The organism is Amycolatopsis ultiminotia (assembly GCF_039536925.1).
In the GTDB taxonomy this organism is placed as follows: domain Bacteria; phylum Actinomycetota; class Actinomycetes; order Mycobacteriales; family Pseudonocardiaceae; genus Amycolatopsis; species Amycolatopsis ultiminotia.
This window is the reverse complement of the sequence record NZ_BAAAZN010000008.1, coordinates 205664-224678: the sequence shown is the minus strand read 5'-3', so window position 1 is coordinate 224678 and position 19015 is coordinate 205664. Positions and strand designations below refer to the sequence as shown.

General features: G+C 69.1%; 22 protein-coding genes. 8 read left to right on the top strand and 14 right to left on the bottom strand.

Annotation, left to right across the window (positions count from 1 at the left end; translation table 11 throughout):
• The first annotated feature begins 51 nt into the window (after window positions 1-51).
• The 3 genes from ABD793_RS20345 to ABD793_RS20335 all read left to right on the top strand — a co-directional run bounded on the left by ABD793_RS20345 (window position 52) and on the right by ABD793_RS20335 (window position 3217).
• Entirely contained in the window at window positions 52-975 is a 924-nt protein-coding gene (locus ABD793_RS20345) for a 1,4-dihydroxy-2-naphthoyl-CoA synthase (protein ID WP_344862212.1), read from the top strand.
• A gap of 15 nt (window positions 976-990) precedes the next feature.
• On the top strand, window positions 991-2136 hold the full coding sequence (gene menE / locus ABD793_RS20340; protein ID WP_344862210.1) for an o-succinylbenzoate--CoA ligase: 1146 nt from the start codon (window positions 991-993) through the stop codon (window positions 2134-2136).
• 211 nt (window positions 2137-2347) lie between these two features.
• Entirely contained in the window at window positions 2348-3217 is an 870-nt protein-coding gene (locus ABD793_RS20335; RefSeq protein ID WP_344862209.1) for a 1,4-dihydroxy-2-naphthoate polyprenyltransferase, read from the top strand.
• A gap of 9 nt (window positions 3218-3226) precedes the next feature.
• Here ABD793_RS20335 and cds1 read toward each other — a convergent pair whose 3' ends face one another.
• The 3 genes from cds1 to ABD793_RS20320 are packed head-to-tail and all read right to left on the bottom strand — an operon-like array spanning window position 3227 to window position 5084.
• On the bottom strand, window positions 3227-4303 hold the full coding sequence (gene cds1 / locus ABD793_RS20330) for an L-cysteine desulfhydrase Cds1 (protein WP_344862208.1): 1077 nt from the start codon (window positions 4301-4303) through the stop codon (window positions 3227-3229).
• Complete coding sequence (locus tag ABD793_RS20325; protein WP_344862206.1) at window positions 4300-4599, bottom strand: DUF4229 domain-containing protein; 300 nt, start codon at window positions 4597-4599, stop codon at window positions 4300-4302. Before ABD793_RS20325 ends, cds1 begins: the two co-directional genes overlap by 4 nt.
• A gap of 11 nt (window positions 4600-4610) precedes the next feature.
• Entirely contained in the window at window positions 4611-5084 is a 474-nt protein-coding gene (locus tag ABD793_RS20320) for an Lrp/AsnC family transcriptional regulator (RefSeq protein ID WP_344862204.1), read from the bottom strand.
• A gap of 364 nt (window positions 5085-5448) precedes the next feature.
• On the opposite strand from ABD793_RS20320, the gene ABD793_RS20315 reads away from it, so the two are divergent.
• Both ABD793_RS20315 and ABD793_RS20310 read left to right on the top strand, forming a co-directional pair.
• Window positions 5449-5661 carry a BldC family transcriptional regulator gene (locus tag ABD793_RS20315; RefSeq protein ID WP_315653966.1) on the top strand — a complete coding sequence of 71 codons (213 nt, stop codon included), beginning with the start codon at window positions 5449-5451 and terminating at the stop codon, window positions 5659-5661.
• Between the two features lie 188 nt (window positions 5662-5849).
• Window positions 5850-6032 (top strand): hypothetical protein, encoded by a 183-nt coding sequence (locus tag ABD793_RS20310; protein ID WP_344862197.1) that lies wholly within the window; start codon window positions 5850-5852, stop codon window positions 6030-6032.
• Window positions 6033-6048: 16 nt separating this feature from the next.
• Here ABD793_RS20310 and ABD793_RS20305 read toward each other — a convergent pair whose 3' ends face one another.
• From ABD793_RS20305 to ABD793_RS20285, 5 genes are all read right to left on the bottom strand, one after another.
• Window positions 6049-7377: a MinD/ParA family ATP-binding protein gene (locus ABD793_RS20305; protein WP_344862195.1), complete on the bottom strand. Its 1329-nt coding sequence runs from the start codon at window positions 7375-7377 to the stop codon at window positions 6049-6051.
• A gap of 83 nt (window positions 7378-7460) precedes the next feature.
• Window positions 7461-8444, bottom strand: coding sequence for a c-type cytochrome biogenesis protein CcsB (ccsB, locus tag ABD793_RS20300; protein WP_344862193.1), 984 nt, complete (start codon window positions 8442-8444; stop codon window positions 7461-7463).
• Window positions 8445-8447: 3 nt separating this feature from the next.
• Window positions 8448-10055 (bottom strand): cytochrome c biogenesis protein ResB, encoded by a 1608-nt coding sequence (resB, locus tag ABD793_RS20295; RefSeq protein ID WP_344862191.1) that lies wholly within the window; start codon window positions 10053-10055, stop codon window positions 8448-8450.
• Window positions 10052-10825: a cytochrome c biogenesis CcdA family protein gene (locus tag ABD793_RS20290; protein WP_344862189.1), complete on the bottom strand. Its 774-nt coding sequence runs from the start codon at window positions 10823-10825 to the stop codon at window positions 10052-10054. Before ABD793_RS20290 ends, resB begins: the two co-directional genes overlap by 4 nt.
• A 179-nt stretch (window positions 10826-11004) precedes the next feature.
• Entirely contained in the window at window positions 11005-11601 is a 597-nt protein-coding gene (locus ABD793_RS20285) for a TetR/AcrR family transcriptional regulator (protein WP_344862187.1), read from the bottom strand.
• Between the two features lie 89 nt (window positions 11602-11690).
• Between ABD793_RS20285 and ABD793_RS20280 the strand changes: the two genes are divergently transcribed.
• Entirely contained in the window at window positions 11691-12656 is a 966-nt protein-coding gene (locus tag ABD793_RS20280) for a ketopantoate reductase family protein (protein ID WP_344862186.1), read from the top strand.
• Window positions 12653-13858, top strand: a complete 1206-nt coding sequence (locus ABD793_RS20275; RefSeq protein WP_344862185.1) for a cytochrome P450 — start codon at window positions 12653-12655, stop codon at window positions 13856-13858. Before ABD793_RS20280 ends, ABD793_RS20275 begins: the two co-directional genes overlap by 4 nt.
• Before the next feature lie 40 nt (window positions 13859-13898).
• Here ABD793_RS20275 and ABD793_RS20270 read toward each other — a convergent pair whose 3' ends face one another.
• From ABD793_RS20270 to hemL, 3 genes are read right to left on the bottom strand one after another with little or no spacing between them, the layout of a single operon-like run.
• The gene (locus ABD793_RS20270; RefSeq protein ID WP_344862184.1) at window positions 13899-14480 is read right to left on the bottom strand and encodes a TlpA family protein disulfide reductase; all 582 of its coding nucleotides are present in this window, start codon (window positions 14478-14480) and stop codon (window positions 13899-13901) included.
• On the bottom strand, window positions 14477-15103 hold the full coding sequence (locus ABD793_RS20265) for a histidine phosphatase family protein (protein WP_344862183.1): 627 nt from the start codon (window positions 15101-15103) through the stop codon (window positions 14477-14479). Before ABD793_RS20265 ends, ABD793_RS20270 begins: the two co-directional genes overlap by 4 nt.
• Entirely contained in the window at window positions 15100-16416 is a 1317-nt protein-coding gene (gene hemL / locus ABD793_RS20260; protein ID WP_344862181.1) for a glutamate-1-semialdehyde 2,1-aminomutase, read from the bottom strand. The genes ABD793_RS20265 and hemL overlap by 4 nt, the downstream gene beginning before the upstream one ends.
• 125 nt (window positions 16417-16541) lie before the next feature.
• On the opposite strand from hemL, the gene ABD793_RS20255 reads away from it, so the two are divergent.
• Entirely contained in the window at window positions 16542-17027 is a 486-nt protein-coding gene (locus ABD793_RS20255; protein ID WP_425548728.1) for a TspO/MBR family protein, read from the top strand.
• 585 nt (window positions 17028-17612) lie between these two features.
• On the opposite strand, the gene ABD793_RS20245 is transcribed toward ABD793_RS20255, so the two are convergent.
• The 3 genes from ABD793_RS20245 to ABD793_RS20235 are packed head-to-tail and all read right to left on the bottom strand — an operon-like array spanning window position 17613 to window position 19004.
• Window positions 17613-17951 carry a hypothetical protein gene (locus tag ABD793_RS20245; protein WP_344862179.1) on the bottom strand — a complete coding sequence of 113 codons (339 nt, stop codon included), beginning with the start codon at window positions 17949-17951 and terminating at the stop codon, window positions 17613-17615.
• A 49-nt stretch (window positions 17952-18000) separates the two neighbouring features.
• On the bottom strand, window positions 18001-18471 hold the full coding sequence (locus ABD793_RS20240) for a hypothetical protein (protein ID WP_344862177.1): 471 nt from the start codon (window positions 18469-18471) through the stop codon (window positions 18001-18003).
• Entirely contained in the window at window positions 18471-19004 is a 534-nt protein-coding gene (locus ABD793_RS20235; protein ID WP_344862176.1) for a hypothetical protein, read from the bottom strand. The genes ABD793_RS20240 and ABD793_RS20235 overlap by 1 nt, the downstream gene beginning before the upstream one ends.
• Window positions 19005-19015 lie beyond the last annotated feature (11 nt).

Sequence of the window (19015 nt, the reverse complement as noted above, 5' to 3'; positions counted from 1 at the left end):
ACCCCTGGTGCATCGAGCTCGACTACGTCCACAGGTCCTATTCTCCCAAACGTGGATGACGCCCGAGTTTCCGAGCTGTTCGACCCGGCCGCATGGACCGAGGTCGGCGGTTGTGCCTTCACTGACATCACCTACCACCGCTCCACCGACCGGCGCTCCGGCAAACGGGTCGTCCGGATCGCCTTCGACCGCCCTGAGGTCCGCAACGCCTTCCGTCCGCACACCGTCGACGAGCTCTACCGGGCACTGGACCACGCCCGGCTGAGCTCCGACGTCGGCTGTGTCCTGCTCACCGGCAACGGCCCGTCACCGAAGGACGGCGGCTGGGCCTTTTGCTCCGGCGGTGACCAGCGTATTCGCGGACGCTCCGGCTATCAGTACGCGGACGGGGAGACCTCCGACACGATCGATCCGGCGCGGGCTGGCCGGCTGCACATCCTGGAAGTGCAGCGGCTCATCCGGTTCATGCCGAAACCGGTGGTCGCGGTGGTGCCGGGATGGGCCGCAGGTGGCGGCCACTCACTGCACGTGGTGTGCGATCTCACCCTCGCCTCCGCCGAGCACGCGCGGTTCAAGCAGACCGACGCGGACGTCGGCTCGTTCGACGCCGGCTACGGCTCGGCCGGGCTGGCCAGGCAGGTCGGGCAGAAGTTCGCCCGCGAGATCTTCTTCCTCGGCCGCGAGTACACCGCCGAACAAATGCACCAGATGGGTGCGGTCAACGCGGTGGTGCCGCACGCCTCGCTGGAGACGGAGGCACTGGAATGGGCGTGGACCATCGTCGGCAAGTCACCGACCGCGCAGCGCATGCTGAAGTACGCCTTCAACGCGATCGACGACGGGCTCGTCGGACAGCAGCTCTTCGCGGGTGAAACGACCCGGCTGGCCTACATGCAGGACGAGGCGGTCGAGGGCAGGGACGCCTTCCTGCAGAAGCGGGACCCGGACTGGTCCGACTATCCGTACTACTTCTGACCAGGAGGCCGGCTCGTGCGTGTGATTTGGCTGGACGGGAGCGCCACGGCGATCGCCTCGCTCGACGAAGCGGTGGCAGCTGCCCTTGACGGCGGCGAAGCGGTGCTGCCGTTGAACGCGGCGGATCCGTCGGCGTCGACGCTGCGCGAAGCGATGGCGCCGGAGCAGCCGCTCGAACCCGGCACCGCAGTGGTCATCGCCACGTCAGGATCCACCGGAGCGCCGAAGGGTGTGCTGCTGTCGTCACGGACGCTCGCTGCGTCCGCGACCGCGACGCACGCCCGTCTCGGCGGCGCCGGGCACTGGCTGCTTGCCACGCCCGCGCACTACATCGGCGGTCTGCAGGTGCTGATCCGGGCGCGGCTCGCGGGCACCAAACCAGCGTTCCTGACCGGCGAAGGATTCCGTACGGACGCCTTCGCTGCAGCCGCCGCGCCAGTACTGGCCGAAGAAGGCCCGCGGTACACCGCGCTGGTACCCACCCAGCTCGTACGCCTTCTCGACGACGGCGGTGCCGGTCTCGACGCAGCGAAGGCGTTCGACGCGATCGTGCTCGGTGCGGCGGCGACGTCGCCGAAGCTGCGTGCGCGCGCAGCCGAAGCGGGCGTACGGATCGTCCCGGCGTACGGAATGAGCGAGACAGCCAGTGGCTGCGTGTACGACGGGCTTCCGCTCGACGGCGTGCGCGTGGAACCGGATGCCGACGAGCGGCTGTGTATCTCCGGCGACGTACTCGCACACGGTTACCGGCTCGCTCCCGAGTTGACCGCCGACTCGTTCCGCGACGGCTGGTTCCGCACGTCGGATCGCGGACGGCTGCTGCCGGACGGCCGGGTCGAGGTGCTCGGGCGCGCGGACGACGTGATCAACACCGGCGGCGTGAAAGTCTCGGCCGGCGCGGTGGAACGGGTGCTGGGCAGCTGTCCCGGCGTACGGGACGCCTGTGTGGTCGGTCTGCCGGACCCGGAATGGGGCGAGGCCGTGGTGGCGCTCGTCGTGGCCGAACAGCAGGTCGAGGCGGCCGGTTTGCGTGCCGCGGTCCGCACCGAACTCGGTACGGCGGCCACGCCGAAGCGCGTGGAGTTCACCGCGGAACTGCCGCTGCGGGGGCCGGGCAAGATCGACCGCGCCGCAGTGCGGACCTCGTTCGGCGCCGGCTGAGCAGGCCCGGCGTTGACAGCCACCGATCGGCGCGTCCGGCTCGGCGGATGCGAACCCGGCGCAAAGCCGCAGCGGCAGCACTCGCGGTCGTGCTGGGTCTGCTCGGCACCGCAGGAGCCGCGGCGGGCGGCGATCCGAACAGCGAAACCCTCACGTGGGCGGTCCCGATCCCCCCGAACGGGTGACTGCCGCATAGCGTTGAATATCGGGCATGGCGACAGTCAGTGAATGGATTGAAGGCGCCCGGCCGCGCACCCTGCCCAACGCGATTGCCCCGGTCGTCGCCGGGGTCGGTGCGGCCGTCGCCCTCGACGCGTTCTCGTGGTGGCGTTCGGTGCTGGCACTGCTCGTCTCACTGTCGCTGATCATCGGCGTGAACTTCGCCAACGACTACTCCGACGGGGTCCGCGGCACGGACGAAAACCGGGTCGGTCCACTGCGGCTCGTCGGCTCGGGCACCGCCAAGCCGAAGGCCGTGCTCGCCGCCGCGCTCACCTGTCTCGGTCTCGCCGGCGTGCTGGGACTGCTGCTCGTCGCTTTCAGCGGGTACTGGTGGCTGATCGCGATGGGCGCGCTGTGCATCCTCGGCGCGTGGTTCTACACCGGCGGCAGCAAACCGTATGGCTACCACGGCTTCGGCGAGCTCGCGGTGTTCGTCTTCTTCGGACTGGCCGGCGTACTGGGCACGGTCTACGTACAGGCCGGTCGGGTGAGCTGGGCCGGGCTGGGTTGCGCAGTGGCCGTCGGCTGCTTCTCGATGGCCGTGCTGACCGCGAACAACCTGCGTGACATCCCGACCGACCTGGAGACGGGCAAACACACCCTCGCGACCCGCATCGGCGACCGCGGCACGCGCCGGCTCTACGTCACGCTGGTGTCCGTGCCGTACGTGCTCACCGTCGTCCTGGGGATCTGGCAGCCGTTGGTGCTGATTTCCTTGGTGACGGCCCCGCTGCTGCTCAAGTCCGTACGCGCGGTCGGCGGTGGGCAGCAGGGCCGCGCACTGATCCCGGCACTGCGCGACACCGGCCTGGCCATGCTCGCGTGGGCAATCCTGAGCGCGGTGGCACTGGCGATCTGACGGTGCCTGCTATCCGTCGAACCGGCCGGTGAGCAGGAACTCGTCGTACTTCGCGCGGTACGGCGCGAGGTCGATGCTCTGGGTGGCCAGCCATTCGTCGGAGTAGTAGGTGTTCGCGTAGCGTTCGCCGCCATCGCACAGCAGGGTGACCACCGAACCGACCTGGCCCTCGGCCACCATCCGGGAGATCAGCTGGAACGCGCCGTAGAGGTTCGTGCCGGTGGAACCACCCGCCCAGTGCCCGGTGCGTTCCCGCAGCAGCCGGATCGCGGAGAGCGAACCGGCGTCGGGGACCTGGATCATCTCGTCGATCACGCCGGGCACGAACGACGGTTCGCAGCGCGGCCGTCCGATCCCCTCGATCCGCGACGGCATCCCGGTGGCGTAGTCGAGCGCCCCGGTCTCCCATGCGCCGAAGAACGACGAGTTCTCCGGGTCCACCACGCAGATCTTCGTGGTGTGCCGCTTGTAGCGGACGTACCGGCCGAACGTCGCGCTCGTGCCGCCGGTGCCCGCGCCGACCACGATCCAGCTGGGCACCGGATGCCGTTCCGCGCGCATCTGCGCGAACACCGATTCGGCGATGTTGTTGTTGCCGCGCCAGTCCGTCGCGCGCTCGGCGTAGGTGAACTGGTCGAGATAGTGGCCACCGCATTCCGCGGCCAGCCGTTCGGCCTCCGGGTACATCGCCGGCGCCTCGTCGACGTAATGGCATTCGCCGCCGTAGAACTCGATGAGCGCGATTTTCTCTTTACTGGTCCGCCGCGGCACGACCGTGACGAAGCGCAGCCCCAGCATGCGGGCGAAGTAGGCCTCGGACACCGCGGTGGATCCGCTGGAGGCTTCGACGAGCACGGTGTCCGGCCCGATCTGCCCGTTGACCAGTCCGTACAGGAACAGCGAGCGCGCCAGCCGGTGCTTGAGCGAACCGGTGGGGTGCACCGATTCGTCCTTGAGGTAAAGGTCGACGCCCCATTCCGGCGGCAACGGGAACACGTGCAGGTGCGTGTCGGCACTGCGGTTGGCATCGGCCTCGATGATCCGGACGGCCTCACGCACCCAGGCGCGGCTGTGCAACCTGCTCATGCGGCGTGGTGGTCTGCGTCGCTCCCCGCGGCGTCGCCGCGCAGCTGGGCCCGCAGCTGCGCACGGGCGCGGGCGCGGGACTCGTTGCGTTTGGCCAGCCCCGCGGTGACCCGCTGGTTGAGCCGGCGGAAGAGCAGCAGCCCGAGCGGAAGACCCACCACGAGACCGATCAGCAGAGCGACCAGCAGCGGCACTCCGACCAGCAACAGCACCCAGGCGACGACGGCCACGAGCGCGAACCGCGCGATCAGGTACACCGTCAGGTCACGGGGCAGGTGGTCCGGCGTTTCGCTCACATCAAAGCAGGCTACGCCCCGCCGGTGACGCCTTCGTGCAGCCCCGCGTTGTTGGGGCGGCTCTCGAACCGGGTGGACAGCACCACGGTGGTGTTCGTGCGGCCGACCCCCGGGATCCGGCGCAGCCTGCCGAGACTGTGTTCCAGCTCGTCGACCGTGGACACCCGCACCTTCACCACGAACGCTTCGTCCCCCGCCACCGCGTAGCAGCTCTCCACCTCGGGCAGTTCGCCGAGCGCGGTGGCGACGTCGTCGTCGGTCGCGGTGTCCGTGGGGTGGATGCCGACCAACGCGGTCACCCCGAGACCGACCGCACTCGGGTCGACCGTCGCGTGGTAACCGGTGATGACGCCGGAGGCCTCGAGCTTGCCGACGCGCTCGTGCACGGACGACGCGGACAGCCCCACGGCCCGGCCGAGGTCGGCGTAGGTGGCCCGCCCATTGACCCGCAGCGCCGCGATGATCTTCCGGTCCAGCTGATCCACCGGGTCATTATGCGCACCGCCGGGCACCCCGTTCCCGGTGGGCCGGACCGGCCACGAGTGTCTCCTGCGTCACAGACTTTGCCTGATTCCCGCCGCCGCGGCCGGCCCGTTGGCAACGGCTTTACCCGACCTGCCCCGAAGCCAACGACGAAAGGCCTGGTCAGAAGGTTTCCCACGGTCGACAAGAGCGCAGGACGGCGGCCGAGGTTATGTCCCTTTTGCACTTTAAGGGCTCTTTACCCAAGGACAACCGTTCGAGTACCCGACGGGTGAAGTGCCACGATTGCCCCGTTGACATCCCGGCGCGACGGGCGAAAGGCCCGATGCCTCCGGTATAGCAGGTAGGTCGTTAAGGAGGCGGAAAATGACCGCGACCATGGGCGGACGGTTGCTCACCCCCGGTGAGGTTGCCGCACTGTTCCGAGTGGACCCGAAGACGGTCACCCGATGGGCCACCGCAGGCCGGATCGGCTCGATCCGGACCCCCGGCGGACACCGCAGGTTCCGCGAGTCCGAGGTGAACGAGCTGCTGGCCGAGCTCACCACGGACGCGAGCGAGCCCGCTCGCAAGATCTGACCGGCAGCACACGGCCGGCCCGGCAAGGCCGGACCGGCAGTACGAGAAGGGTCGTGAGTGGTAAGGGGTGCCGCCGAGCACCGCTTACCGGTCACGACCCTTCGCTCGTACCCGGGGTCTGCGACACTTCCCGGTTTTCGGACTAGCCTGGGAAACCGGCACGGCCCGCACGACGGAAGGACCTGGGCATGATTGCTCTGCTCGCGGCGGTGGGCGCGATCACCATCGTCGTTCTGTTGTGGCGGGTGCTCGGCGCCGAGCGGGTGCACGTGCCCCAGCGCCGCTCGACGCTCGCCCCCGACGACGACCCGGACTTCCTGCGCAAGCTCACCGAGGAACAGCGCGACCGCCGTCCCGACGACGAATCCTGACCCCTCGCTGCGGGGATCAGCGGTACTGCTGATCCCTGCCGAAGCCGTCGGCGACCGTGGCGGCCAGGTCCAGCAGCGCGAGCCTGGTGTTCGAGGCCAGCCGTTCCAGCTCGATTTCCGCGCCCTCTTCCAGATGCGGGTCGAACGGGACGCGGCAGACCGCGCGGACCTTCGAGCCGAAGTGCGCGGACAGCTTGTCCAGATCGACCGAACTGCCCTTCGGGCGCACCGAGTTGATCACCACCACGGAACGTTTCACCAGGTCGCCGTAGCCGTGCGCCTCGAGCCAGTCGAGCGTGGCCGAGGCACTGCGTGCACCGTCGACCGAACCGGACGACACCACCACGAGCGAATCGGCGACGTCGAGGACGCCCTTCATCGCCGAGTGCATCAGTCCGGTGCCGCAGTCGGTGAGCACGATGTTGTAGAAGTGCTCCAGCAGGTTCACCGTGCGCCGGTAGTCCTTCTCCGAGAACGCTTCCGACACCGCCGGATCCTGCTCACTGGCAAGGATTTCCAGCCGGCTGGCGCCCTGTGAGGTGTACGAGCGCACGTCGCTGTAGCGGGTGATCTTGTCCGCGTCGCGCAGCAGATGCCGCACCGTCGCGGTGGTCTCGATGGCGATCTTCTGCGACAGCGTGCCCCGGTCCGGGTTCGCGTCAACGGCCACCACACGGTCACCGCGCAGCGAGGCGAAGGTGGAGCCGAGCGTGGTCGTGGTGGTGGTCTTGCCGACGCCGCCCTTCAGCGAGAGCATCGCGATCTTGTAGCACCCGCGCAGCGGCTGGTTGACCCTGGCGATCAGCTCACGGCGACGGGTGTCGGCCGGGCTCTCGCCGGGGTTGATCAGCTTGCCCGACATCCGGTGCAGCACCTTGCGCCATCCGGACTGCGGGGTGCGCTTCTGCTGCTTGACCAGGTGCGCCGTGGACAGCTCGTCCGGCGCCGGGGCACCGCCCGGCTGCGGGAGCCCCGGCGGTGGGCCGGGGTTCTGCGCAGGTGCCTGCTGGTAGCCCGGCGGGTACCCCGGCTCCGGTGGCTGCAACGGCGGCAGGTTCTGGTCGTAGCCCTGCTGCGGATAGCCGCCCTGCGGGTAGCCCTGCGGCTGGCCGGGCGGCTGCTGGCCTTGCGGCTGCTGGTTCGGTGGCTGCTGGCCTTGCTGCGGCTGCCCCGGCGGCGTGGCGTACGCATTCGGCTGGACGACCTGCGTCGGCTGCGCGTCGTACGGTCCGGTGCCCGGATGTGGTGCCGAATCGGTGCGTTCTTCGGAGAACAACTCGGCTGCCGGTTCCTGGGCCTGCTCGGGCTGCCTTCCCCCGGCAGCCTCTTCACTGGGTCCGGTCACCGTGCCAACCTCCCGCGTCTGTCGAATACCCCTGATGACGAAGGTAGTCGCCGAAGCCGGGAGGGATCCCCTGGACCCCCGCCTCAGTTCACCCCGGCGTAGGAGTGAAGTCCGGCAGTCACCAGATTGACGAAGAACAGGTTGAAGATGGTCGCCGCGAATCCGACGATGTTGATCACCGCCGCGCGCGTGCCCCGCCAGCCCGCGGTCGCCCGGGAGTGCAGATAGGCCGCGTAGATCACCCAGGCGATGAAGGCGACCGTTTCCTTCGGGTCCCAGCCCCAGAACCGGCCCCATGCGGCCTCGGCCCAGACGGCACCGCACAGCACACCGAAGGTGAAGATCGGGAACGCGACGATGGTGACCCGGTAGGAGATCCGGTCGAGCACGTCCGCGGCGGGCAGCTTCGGGCCGAACTTCGGGAACCGCGCCGAATCCTTGTCGTAGGCGGTGCGGAACAGGTAGAGCACGCTGGCCACGCCGGGCACCAGGAACACCCCGGAACCGATGATCGCCGCCGACACGTGGATGTAGAGCCAGTAGGACTGCAGCGCGGGCACCACCGGCGCGGCCACCGTGTACAGCATGGTGCCGTTGATGAACATCAGGATCACGACCGGCAGCAGCAGGAAGCCGGTGAGATGGCGGACCGGGAACTTCTTGATCACGATCAGCCATGCGACCACCGTGATGAAGGTGACCGCCATGCCGTACTCGTACATGTTGCCCCACGGCGCGCGGTGCACCGCCAGTCCGCGCAACACGATCGCGGTGAGCTGCAGCAGCGCGCCGAGCACGAGCAGCGCCGCGCCCATCCGGCCGATCCGCTCCGGGCGGCCGACCTCCCGCGGCGGCTCCGGCGGCGCAGGCGTGTCGGCGTCCTCCAGCTCCGCGTCCGGACCACCGGCGCCGACCAGCACCCGCTGCCTGCTGCGCTCGGTCGCGCGACGGCCCTTCGCCCCGAAAGCCTGCTCGAACAGCGAGAACAGCAGCGCCAGCACGTAGATCGCCACCGTTGTGGTGTAGAACCAGTCGCTGTACTGCGAGAACGTCTCGTTGATCTCCATGCCTCAGCTGTCCTTCCGGCCCGTGACCAGCCGTTCGCTGATCCGCTGGAACTCTTCGCCGTATCCGGCTTGATCCGTGCGCGCCAGCCCGGCGACCTCGATCACGGTACCCGCGTGGCCGTCGTCACCCGGGCGCACCCGTACCCACACCCGACGCCGCTTGACCAGCAGTGACGCACTGAGCCCCGCGAACATCACGATCGCGAAGCCGAGCACGTATCCCTGCGTGGGATCGTGCGAGACCTGCAGGTTCACCCACCTGTTGACGCCGTCGAAGCGGATACGCGTGCCGTCGTCGAGTTTCAGCTCCTGGCCGACCGCGAGGTTCTGCCGCGCGACCCGGCTGAGCCGTCCGTCGGCGACCCTCGACTGATCGACCTCGAACACCGACTGCCCGCGGCCCGCGTCCAGCCCGAGGTCACCACGCAGCACGTCGATCGCGACCATCGGGTTGTTCAGCTCCGGCGCGGTGGACGTGAGCACCCCGCCGTGCACGAACGAGGTCGGCGCGAGCAGGCCGGTGATCGCGAGCTGCCGGGTGCGCCGCTGGATCTCGTCGGTCACGCCCGGCGGGTCGAACTTCGTGGCGCCGTCGGAGAGCATCGTGGATGCGTCGCTGTAGCGCCACTGGGTGTTCTGGGTGCGCTTCTCCCCGTTCGGGAAGGTCACCGTGAACTGCGGCGAATACCCGTTGCCCAGCAGGTACACCCGGTCGCCCACGGTCCGCAGCGGTTCGTTGACCTCGAGGTTGTACGGCCGCCAGGTACCGCTCTGCAGATCGGCGCCGGACTGGTACTGGATGTTCGAGTGGTAGTAGTCGACCTCGTTGGTCGGGGTGTAGTGCGCGGTGAAGTCGTCGACCTTGACGCAGAACGGGTCGAGGTTGGTGCCGTCGACGTCGAGGCCGGCCTCGAACGAGTCGTAGTTGTAGATGCCGGAGTTGCAGAACTGGCTGCCGTCGGCCTGGACGATGACCTGGCCCTCGTAGGTGTAGAGCTTGCCGAGCGCGAAGAAGATGATCAGGCCGAGCATGCCGAAGTGGAACAGCAGGTTGCCGGTCTCGCGCAGATAGCCGCGTTCGGCGGAAATGCTGAACCCGCCGTCCTCCTCGTCGCGTTCGACCCGCCGCCAGCCGGACAGCTGCTTGCGCACGTCCGCGCGGATCGTCTCTGCGGTACGCGACGTGCGGGCGATGCGGTGGTGCGGCATCCGCGAGAGGTTGCGCGGGGTCAGCACCGGCTTGGCCCGCATCTGCCGGACGTAGTCGAAGCTGCGCGGGGTAAGGCAGCCGACGAGCGAGATCATCAGCAGCAGGTAGACCGCGGAGAACCAGACGCTGGAGTAGACGTCGTAGAACTCCAGCTTGTCCAGCAGCGTGCCCCACCAGCCGTGCGCCGAGATGTACTCGTCGACCTTGCCTGCGTTGAGCCGCCGCTGCGGGAGCAGCGCACCGGGCAACGCGGCGAGCGCGAGCAGGAACAGCAGCACCAGTGCGGTGCGCATGGAGGTGAGCCCGCGCCAGGTGTTGCGCAGCAAGGCCAGCAGCTGCTTACCGCGCGAGGGCCGGTACGGGCGCTTCGGATCCGCTGGGGGCGCTTCGGTGGTGGTCACAGTGGCAGCTCGAGGTTGGAGGCGAAGGAGTTGCGCAGCCAGCCCATGACGTCTCCCCACAATCCGGTGACCAGCAGGACACCGACGATCAGCAGCAGCCCGCCGCCGATCAGCTGCACGCGACGGCCGTTGCGGCGGAGCCAGTCGGTGGCCCGCACCGCCCAGCGGGCGCCGATGGCGAGCAGCAGGAACGGCAGGCCGAGACCAACGCAGTAGACGAGCACCAGCAGGTATCCGCGTGCCGCGGCCCCGCCGGTGGCGCTGGCGAGGCTGGTCACGGCCGAGAGCGTCGGCCCGATGCACGGTGTCCAGCCGAGCCCGAACACCGCGCCGAGCACCGGCGCGCCCCAGATCCCGCCACCCGGCACGTGGTGCGAGCGGAACTCGCGCTGCAGCCCGGGAATCCAGCCGAGAAAGACCAGCGCCATGGCGATGGTCAGCACACCGCCGATGCGTTGCAGGAGGTCCTGGTTGACCAGCAGGGTGTCGGCGAGCCAGACGAGCGTGCCCAGCGTCGCGACGAACACCACGGTGAACCCGAGCACGAACAGCCCGGCCGCACCGAGCACGGCGTAGCGGCCCTTCTTGCGGTCCTCACCGGCCCGTACCGCCGGGGCGTCCGCGCCGACCAACGCCGCGAGGTAGGCGAGGTAGCCCGGCACCAGCGGCACCACGCACGGCGACGCGAACGAGATCGCGCCGGCCACCAGCGCCACGCCCGCGGCGAGCAGCAGCGGTCCGGAGATCGCCAGCTCGGACACGGAGTTCACGCATCTGAGCGTAGGCAGTGAGCTGGGCGTGAGACGGGCGGGTCCGGTTCACAGGACCTACGCCACTCCGGAACGGGACCTTCGTCCCGGCTGGGCTTTCCGGGCGGATCCGGCCGAGCACTGCGCGATGTCGGGCGGATCTCACGAGGCGTCGTCCGGGCAGGAGCGCGGTGGTCGCGTCACGGCGTACGGGTGGGTGCCTGAACTGAGCGCGGGCGGAGCAGTCCGTCCAGTACGAGGGTGATGACGCCGTCCGCCTCGGCCCGCCAGCCGGGGCGGTCGTGGGCCGCGCCGATGCCGTGCAGCGCCATCATCACGGCACCGGCGCCCACGTCGTCGCGGACGACGCCGTCCTGCACGGCGGCGGACACCAGGTCGGTGACCGCCTGCTCCAGCGCTTGGCCGGTCTCGGCAAGCGCACCCGAGTCGGTGGTCATCAGCGTGGCCAGCGTCCGGGCCAGGCCTTGGTGTGCGTCGATGTGGTCGATCATGCCGCGCAGGAAAGTCGCCAGCGCCTCCTCCGCGGGAAGCGTGGCCGCCAGCCGGCGAGCGCGCTGGCAGAGTGCGTCGATCTCACCGTGGTAGACCGCCTCGGCCAACGCCTCCCGGCTGGGGAAATGGCGGTACAGCGTGCCGACACCCACCCCGGCCAGCTCGGCGAAATCATCGAAGCGCAGGTCGAAAAAGCCGCCGGCGTCGAAGACCTCCCGAGCCTTGGCCAACAAGGCCTCGCGGTTGCGCCGCGCGTCGGCACGCAGCGGCTTGACGGCGTTCATGCATTGCCTCCCGTTGACAAACGGAGGTCATCTCCATATCGTACAAGTGGAGATAGTCTCCGATTCCATCGTACCCCACGAGGTGTCGCATGAAAGTCCTCATGTTCGGCCGAGGCGTGATCGCGACCATCTACGGCTGGGCACTGGAGCGGGCCGGACATGACGTCGAGTTCTACGTCCGGCCAGGCCGTGCGGCGGCGTACGGGGACGCGATAGACCTCGATCTGCTCGACACGCGGCGCCGGGTACGAGGACAGCGCATCGCCGGGAAATGGCCGGTGCGCTACCGCGAGACGTTGGCGCCGGACCACGATTTCGACCTGATCGTGCTGAGCGTGCCGCACCACCGCTTCACCGAAGCAGCGGCTTTCCTGGCGCCGCGCATCGGCAACGCCACCGTGCTGGTCTTCGGCAATCTCTGGGCCGAGCCACTGACCGCGATCGGCGACCTCCCCTTGGACCAGCTCGCCTGGGGCTTTCCCCAAGCCGGCGGCAGCTTCGGCGAAGACGGTGTGCTCCGCGGCACTGTGCTGCCGTCGGTCGTCTTCGGCACCTTCGGCCCACCCCCGACCACGCGCGAACGGGCCGTCCGCCGGATGTTTCGTGACGCGGGATTCCGGCTCCGCGAACAACCCGACTTCCGCGGCTGGCTGTGGATCCACTTCGTCTCCGGCGCCGGCCTGCAGGCACAAGGCCTGCGGCTCGGCTCGCTGTCCAAGCTGGCCGGAGCAACAGCCGACCTACGCGAAGCACTGCGAACCAGCCGCGAACTCCTCCCCCTCCTCGAGGCACGCGGCGTCGACTTGAAACGGCACCGCGGCAGCCTGCGGCAATTCCACATACCCACCTGGCTGACCGCCCCCGCGCTCGCGTGGATGACCGCCCATTTCGCGCCAGTGCGCATGAGCTTCGAGACACACTCCGACCCGGAAGCCCAAGAGCCGCGTGAGACCTGCCGAGACGTACTGGCCGAAGCGCGACGGCTGGGCGTCGCCACACCGCGGCTGGAAGCGGCAGAACCGAACTTCGCCTGCGAGGGGAAAAGGAAGTCATGACCACTGCCGAGAAACACGAGTTCCCCATGGCCCGCACGTGCCCGTTCGCGCCACCGCCGGCATACGAACAGATCCGCGAACAAGAGCCGGTCTCGCGAGTTCGGCTGCCCGGCGGCGAACTGGCCTGGGTGGTCAGCCGCCACGAGGACGTACGGGCGGTGCTGAACGACCGGAGGTTCAGCGCCGACCGGCAGCAACCGGATTTCCCGCAGCTGGTCAAAGGCGAGGCAACGGTCCGGCGGCCGGACGACGAACGCACCATGATCGAGATGGACGAGCCCGAGCACGGGCCGGCTCGCAAGGCAGTGCTCGGCGAGTTCACCGTGCGCAGGCTGGCGGCACTGCGGCCGCGGATCCAGGCGATCGTCGACGGGCAGATCGACGCACTGCTGGCCGGGCCGAAGCCGGGCGATCTGGTCGAAGCGCTGTCGCTGCCGGTGCCGTCACTGGTGATCTGCGAAATGCTCGGAGTGCCCTATGCCGACCACGACTTCTTCCAGGAAAACACCGCAAAGCTGATCAACCGCGATACCGCACCGGCGGACCGGCGGGCGGCGTTCGTGACCGTGCGGAGCTACCTGGCGGACCTCATCGCGGAGAAGGAGCGGAATCCGCCGGACGACCTGCTCGGGCGGCAGATCGTCAAGCTCCGCGAGGAGGGTGGCTACCGGCGGGCAGCGCTGGCCACAACGGGCTTCCTGTTGCTGGTCGCCGGACACGAGACGACGGCGAACATGATTTCGCTCTCGACCGTGGCCCTGCTGCAGAACCCGGAGCAGCTCGCGGTGATCGAAGCCGACCGGAGCAGGACACTCGACGCGGTCGAGGAAATGCTGCGGTACTTCACGATCGTCGACGCGGCAACGGCGCGGCTGTGCATCGAGGACGTCGAGGTGGGCGGGCAGCTCATCAAGGCGGGGGAAGGCGTGCTGGCACTGGGCTATTCGGCCAACCGCGACCCGCGGGCGTTCGAGGACCCGGACAAGCTCGACGTCGAGCGCGGCGCACGCCACCACGTCGCCTTCGGCTTCGGCCCGCACCAGTGCCTCGGCCAGAACCTCGCCCGGATGGAACTGCAGACCGTCTTCGACACCCTGTTCCGGCGGATCCCCACACTGTCGCTGGCCACGGACGTCGACGATCTGCCGTTCAAGTACGACGCGAACATCTACGGCCTGCACCGGCTGCCGGTGACCTGGTAGCAGCCGGACTGCCGCCCCGCCAACGGAAAAGGACGGCCGGTTACTTCTCCGCCACCAGCTTCTGCACCAGCGGGGTCAGATCGGCGGACCCGACCGTGCGAAGGAACACCGCGGCCACCCGGTGCTGTTTGTCCAGCACGATGGTGGACGGGATGATGTTGCGCGGATACCCGGTGAGCTGCAGCAGCACCCGGCCGGACGGATCCCAGATGGACGGGTAGGTCAGCGCGCGGTCCCGCACGAAGTCCTGTGCCACGTCACGGGCCGGGTCGCGCACGTCCAGCCCGACCAGCTGCGCCCCGATCGGCTGGATTTCCTTGCTGGTCGTCTCCAGCTCCGGGGATTCCGAACGGCACGGGCCGCACCACTGGCCCCACAGGTTCAGCACGATCGGCTTGCCGGGGAAATCGGCAAGCGAGAGCTGCTTGCCCTCGTTCATCAGGTCGTCGCCGGAGAGCACCGGGGCCTTCTGCCGTTTGTCCAGCGGGTAGCTGATGTCGACCTGACCACCCGGCGAAACGAAGGTGAAAGTGCCGCCCTCCACCACTGCGTCCTTGCCGGTGGAGCAGCCGGCCACGGCGAGCGCGGCGGCCAGCAGCACCCCGAGCAGCGGGCGTTTCATGCGCCGGTCACCTTCGGGTCGGTTGCGCCCGCAGGCTCGCTGTAGACGATCTCCACCAGCGACTCGCCGTCGAAGACCAGGCTGGTGAGCGACGCAAGCGAGCACTGCCGCTGCCGCGGGTCGTGCCACAGCCGCTTCGCCTCCAGGAATCGCCGCAGCGTCCAGATCGGCAGCTGGTGGGACACACACAGCGCCTCCCTGCCCTCGGCCTTCTCCCGCGCACGGTGGACCGCACCGAGCATGCGGTGCGCGATCTCCACGTACGGCTCACCCCATGACGGACGAAGCGGATTGACCAGGTGTGGCCACGCCTTCGGCTGCCGCAGCGCGCCGTCGCCGACGGCCACGCGCTGACCCTCGAAGACGTTCGCCGCCTCGATCAAGCCTTCGTCGGTCGCGATGTCGAGCCGGTGCCCGGCCGCGATCGGCGCGGCGGTCTCCTGTGCACGCTGCAACGGCGACGCGACCACGTACGCGAGGTCATGTCCCGCAACAGACTCCGCGACGGTGAGCGCCTGCCGTTGTCCGCGCTCGGACAGCCGGAAGTTCGGCAGCCGTCCGTAGAGGACCTTGTCCGGGTTGTGCACCTCACCGTGGCGCAGCATGTGGACGACGGTGGTCACGGACGCACCGCCTGGGCCGCCCCGCGCGCCGCGGCGGGAAGTGCCGCTTCAATGATGCCGAAGGCCTCGTCATCCATCGCCGCGTTCACGAACCACGCCTCGTACGGGCTGGGCGGCCCGTACACGCCGCCTTCGAGCAGCGCGTGGAAGAACGGCGGGAAGCGCCAGGTCTCGGTGGCCTGCGCGCCGGCGTAGTCGCGTACCGGCTTCTCGCCGAAGAAGACACTCACCAAGTTGCCCGCGTACTGCACGGTGTGCGCGACGCCGGCCTCGGTCAACGCCGCATCAAACAGGTCACCGAGGCGCTTCGCATTGGCGTCGAGCTTCGCGTACACGGCGTCGTCGGCCGCACGCAACGTGGTGAGGCCAGCGGCGACTGCGACCGGGTTCCCGGACAACGTACCGGCTTGGTAGACCGGACCACCCGGCGCGAGCTTGGCCATCACGTCGGCGCGACCGCCGAACGCCGCGGCAGGAAGACCGCCGGACATCACCTTGCCGAAGGTGTACAGGTCGCCGGCCACCCCGTCGAGGCCGTACCAACCCGCGCGCGAGACGCGGAAGCCGGTCATCACCTCGTCCATGATGAGCAGCGCGCCGTGCTCGTGGGCGAGGTCGCGCAGTCCGGCATTGAACCCGGCGTCCGGTGCGATCGCGCCCATATTGCCTGCGGCGGCCTCGGTGATCACCGCGGCAATCTGCCCCTCGTTGTCCACAAAGGACTGACGGACCGCAGCAAGATCGTTGTAGGGCAGCACGATCGTATCGGCCGCCTGCGCGCCGGTGACACCCGGCGAGGTCGGCAGCCCGAGCGTGGCGACGCCGGAACCGGCTTGCGCCAGCAGCGCGTCCACGTGCCCGTGGTAGCACCCGGCGAACTTCACGATCTTCGGCCTGCCGGTGAAGCCGCGGGCGAGCCGGATGGCGCTCATCGTGGCCTCGGTGCCGGAGTTGACCAACCGGACCTGCTCGACCGGCTCGACCCGGCCGATGATCTCCTCGGCCAGTTCGACCTCGCCGATCGTGGGAGTGCCGAACGAAAGCCCGTCCGCCGCCGCCGCACGGGCGGCCGCCACCACCTGCGGATGCGCATGCCCGAGGATCATCGGGCCCCAGGAGGAGACGAGGTCGACGTAGCGGTTGCCGTCCGCATCCCACAGGTGCGGGCCCTGCCCGCGGACCATGAACCGGGGGGTGCCGCCGACCGAGTTGAACGCCCGCACCGGAGAGTTCACCCCGCCCGGAACGGCCGACTTGGCGCGTTCGAACCAACGCCCGGACTGCTCGGTGCCAGTGTTCGTTCCAGTGCTCACCGTCCCAGTCTCGCAAATCCACCCGGTCGGCGTCCGCACGACCCGGCGCCGGTCACATCCGGCGGAGTGGGCGCGGCACGCGGTATTTTGTCCAGATCGCGGACGGGGACCCCTGGAGGAGACACGTGACGACGCCCACTCACCGGCGAAACCCGTGGGTGATGCTCGTGGTGTTCTTCGGCCTCGTCGCCGTGGTCGCGCTGGTCGGTTCGCTCTCGGCCACCGCAGCGCCGGAGCTCTACACCCGGTTCACGCTGCCGTCGTGGGCGCCGTCGGCCGAGTTGCTGGGTCCGGTGTGGACGGTGTCGTACCTGGTGCTCGCGCTGGCCGGCTGGGCGTACTGGCGCACCGACGGCGAAACCCAGGGCTTCGCCCTCTACGGCATCGGCCTGCTGCTCAACCTGCTCTGGGCACCACTGTTCTTCGCCGGCGGTTCGACCCGGCTGGCCTGCGTGGACGCCGTACTGCTCGACTTCTTCGTACTGATGACGGTCGGCCTGTTCTACCGCCGTTCCCGCGGGGCCGCGCTGCTACTCCTGGCGTACTTCGGCTGGCTCTGCTACGCAACCGCGCTGAACGTCGCGATCATCGCACTCAACGACGTGCGCTAGGTGTGTTGTTCGAGATGGTCCACGGTCATGCCTCGTTGACGCCGGCCGGCTGGGCCTGGTGCGATGTGTCGTGGAGCAGGGCCGGCCTGTGCGGCGAGCGGTTCCGGGTTTCGCAGCGTCGCGCTGGGCCGGGCGTTACTGCCAGAGAGGGTCGGCGGGAATGACCGACCGCTCCAGCCGGCTGGCTACGCGCACCGAAATCCTGTCCGACGAGACCGCCGCCACCTGCGCAGCATTCATACGCCGCTGCACCCGGCCCTGGCGACCGCAGACCAACGGAAAAGCAGAGCGATTCCACCGCACCCTGCTCGACGAACGGGCCCACCACCAGCCCTGCCCCTCAGAAACCGCCCGTCAACAAACCTGTCCCCACAGGCCGACCCCACACCGGAACCAGCGACCGCACCCCAGCCAGCCACGGCACCAACCACACCGAACAACACAGCTAGGCATGTCCGGTAAGTCTGACTGGTCGGGTGATCATGGATAAGTAGCACGAGCTGACCGGGCGTGCAGTGGGCCGTTCCGGCTCTGCGTTGCGCAAAGGCCGCCAGCGCGGCAGCGCCCCCGCCGGTGGGGCGAAGGTCAGCTCTCGCGCTTACGGCGGCGTGCGCGCACGGCGAGCAGTAGCTGGCGGATCGCATCCACCACGAGCACCGCGGTGAGGGTGCCGAGGCCGAGCGCCCCGGCGATGTGCCCGCCGAAGTACCGCTGAGATGCCAGCTGTGCACCATCTCCTGCTGTGGTGACGACGGTGACCACCCCGGCGTGCCACAACGCAAAAGCCGCCCACAACGCGAATGCCGCGACCACCACCTCGCCGAGCGCGACGAACGCCCGCCACGGCTGGTTGAGCCGGGACTGCGGTTCGGCTTCCTCCGGTGGCCAGAGTTCGGCGCCGGTCGGCTGGGGAAGGTCGATCACGGGGTCCAGCCTTTCAGGTTCACCGGCACTGCGCTTCCCTCGCGCGGGTTCAGTTGCCATCGGAGCGGTCCTCGCGGTCGTTCGAACGGTTCGCCTCGGCGAGCTCGGCCAGCGCCGTGCGCAGGGATTCGACATCGCGGGCCCAGGCGAGCACCACGGTGTCGTCGTCGAGCCGGACCGGCAGCTCGTCGTACTTGCGCGGCACCGACCAGCCGCCACCGAGAACCTTGGTGCCCACCGGCGTGCCGACGTCGGTCACCTCCGCGATCCGCCCGGCAGGCACGCGTTCGCGGCCCTGGCGCAGTTCGTGGGTGGTGACCTCGATGGAGAGGAATCGCCGACGCGCGTACACCCACGGCAGCGTGAGCGCGACGAGCGCAACGCCGACCAGCACCCAGCCGACGACGTGCACCGGTCCGCCCGTGGCCAGCTCGGCGAGCGCACCCAGCACCGCGAACAGCGGACCCCAGACGAGCGCCGTCCAGCGGACCCCCGGTTCCGAGTACAGCGTGCGGCCCATTACAGCTTCTTGCCGACCTTCGGGAAATACGCCGCCACGCTGGGCAGGTACAGCAGGATCAGCGCGATCACCAGCAGCAGCGACGAGATCACCGAGAACACACTGCGCACGATGCCGAGCTGGAAGATCAGGCCGAGCACTGCCAGCAGGGTGACCACCGTGCGGGCCGAACGGGTGCCCTCGCGGGATTTCCACGCGAACAGCACCAGAAGCGCACCGAAGCACAGCGCGCCGACGAACAACGCCCAGACCAGCGTGCTCGCGTTGGCCGCCACCTGCGCTGCGTCCACCTTCTGGCCGGCCTGTTGCGATTGCCGGACCGCTTCGTCGACCAGCTGCTGCTTGAACAGGATCGTGACGACCTGCCCGACCACCAGGACCACTGCGGCGACGATGACGAGGACGAAGGCGAGGTGCACCGGCTTCGGCGGCTTCGCCTTCGACGCGGTCTGGCCCGGCAGCACCGGATCCGGCGCCCGGCCCTGTTTACGCCGTTCGTCGTCGGTCAGTTCGTCTTCGTCGTTCTCGGCCACCCGGGGACTCT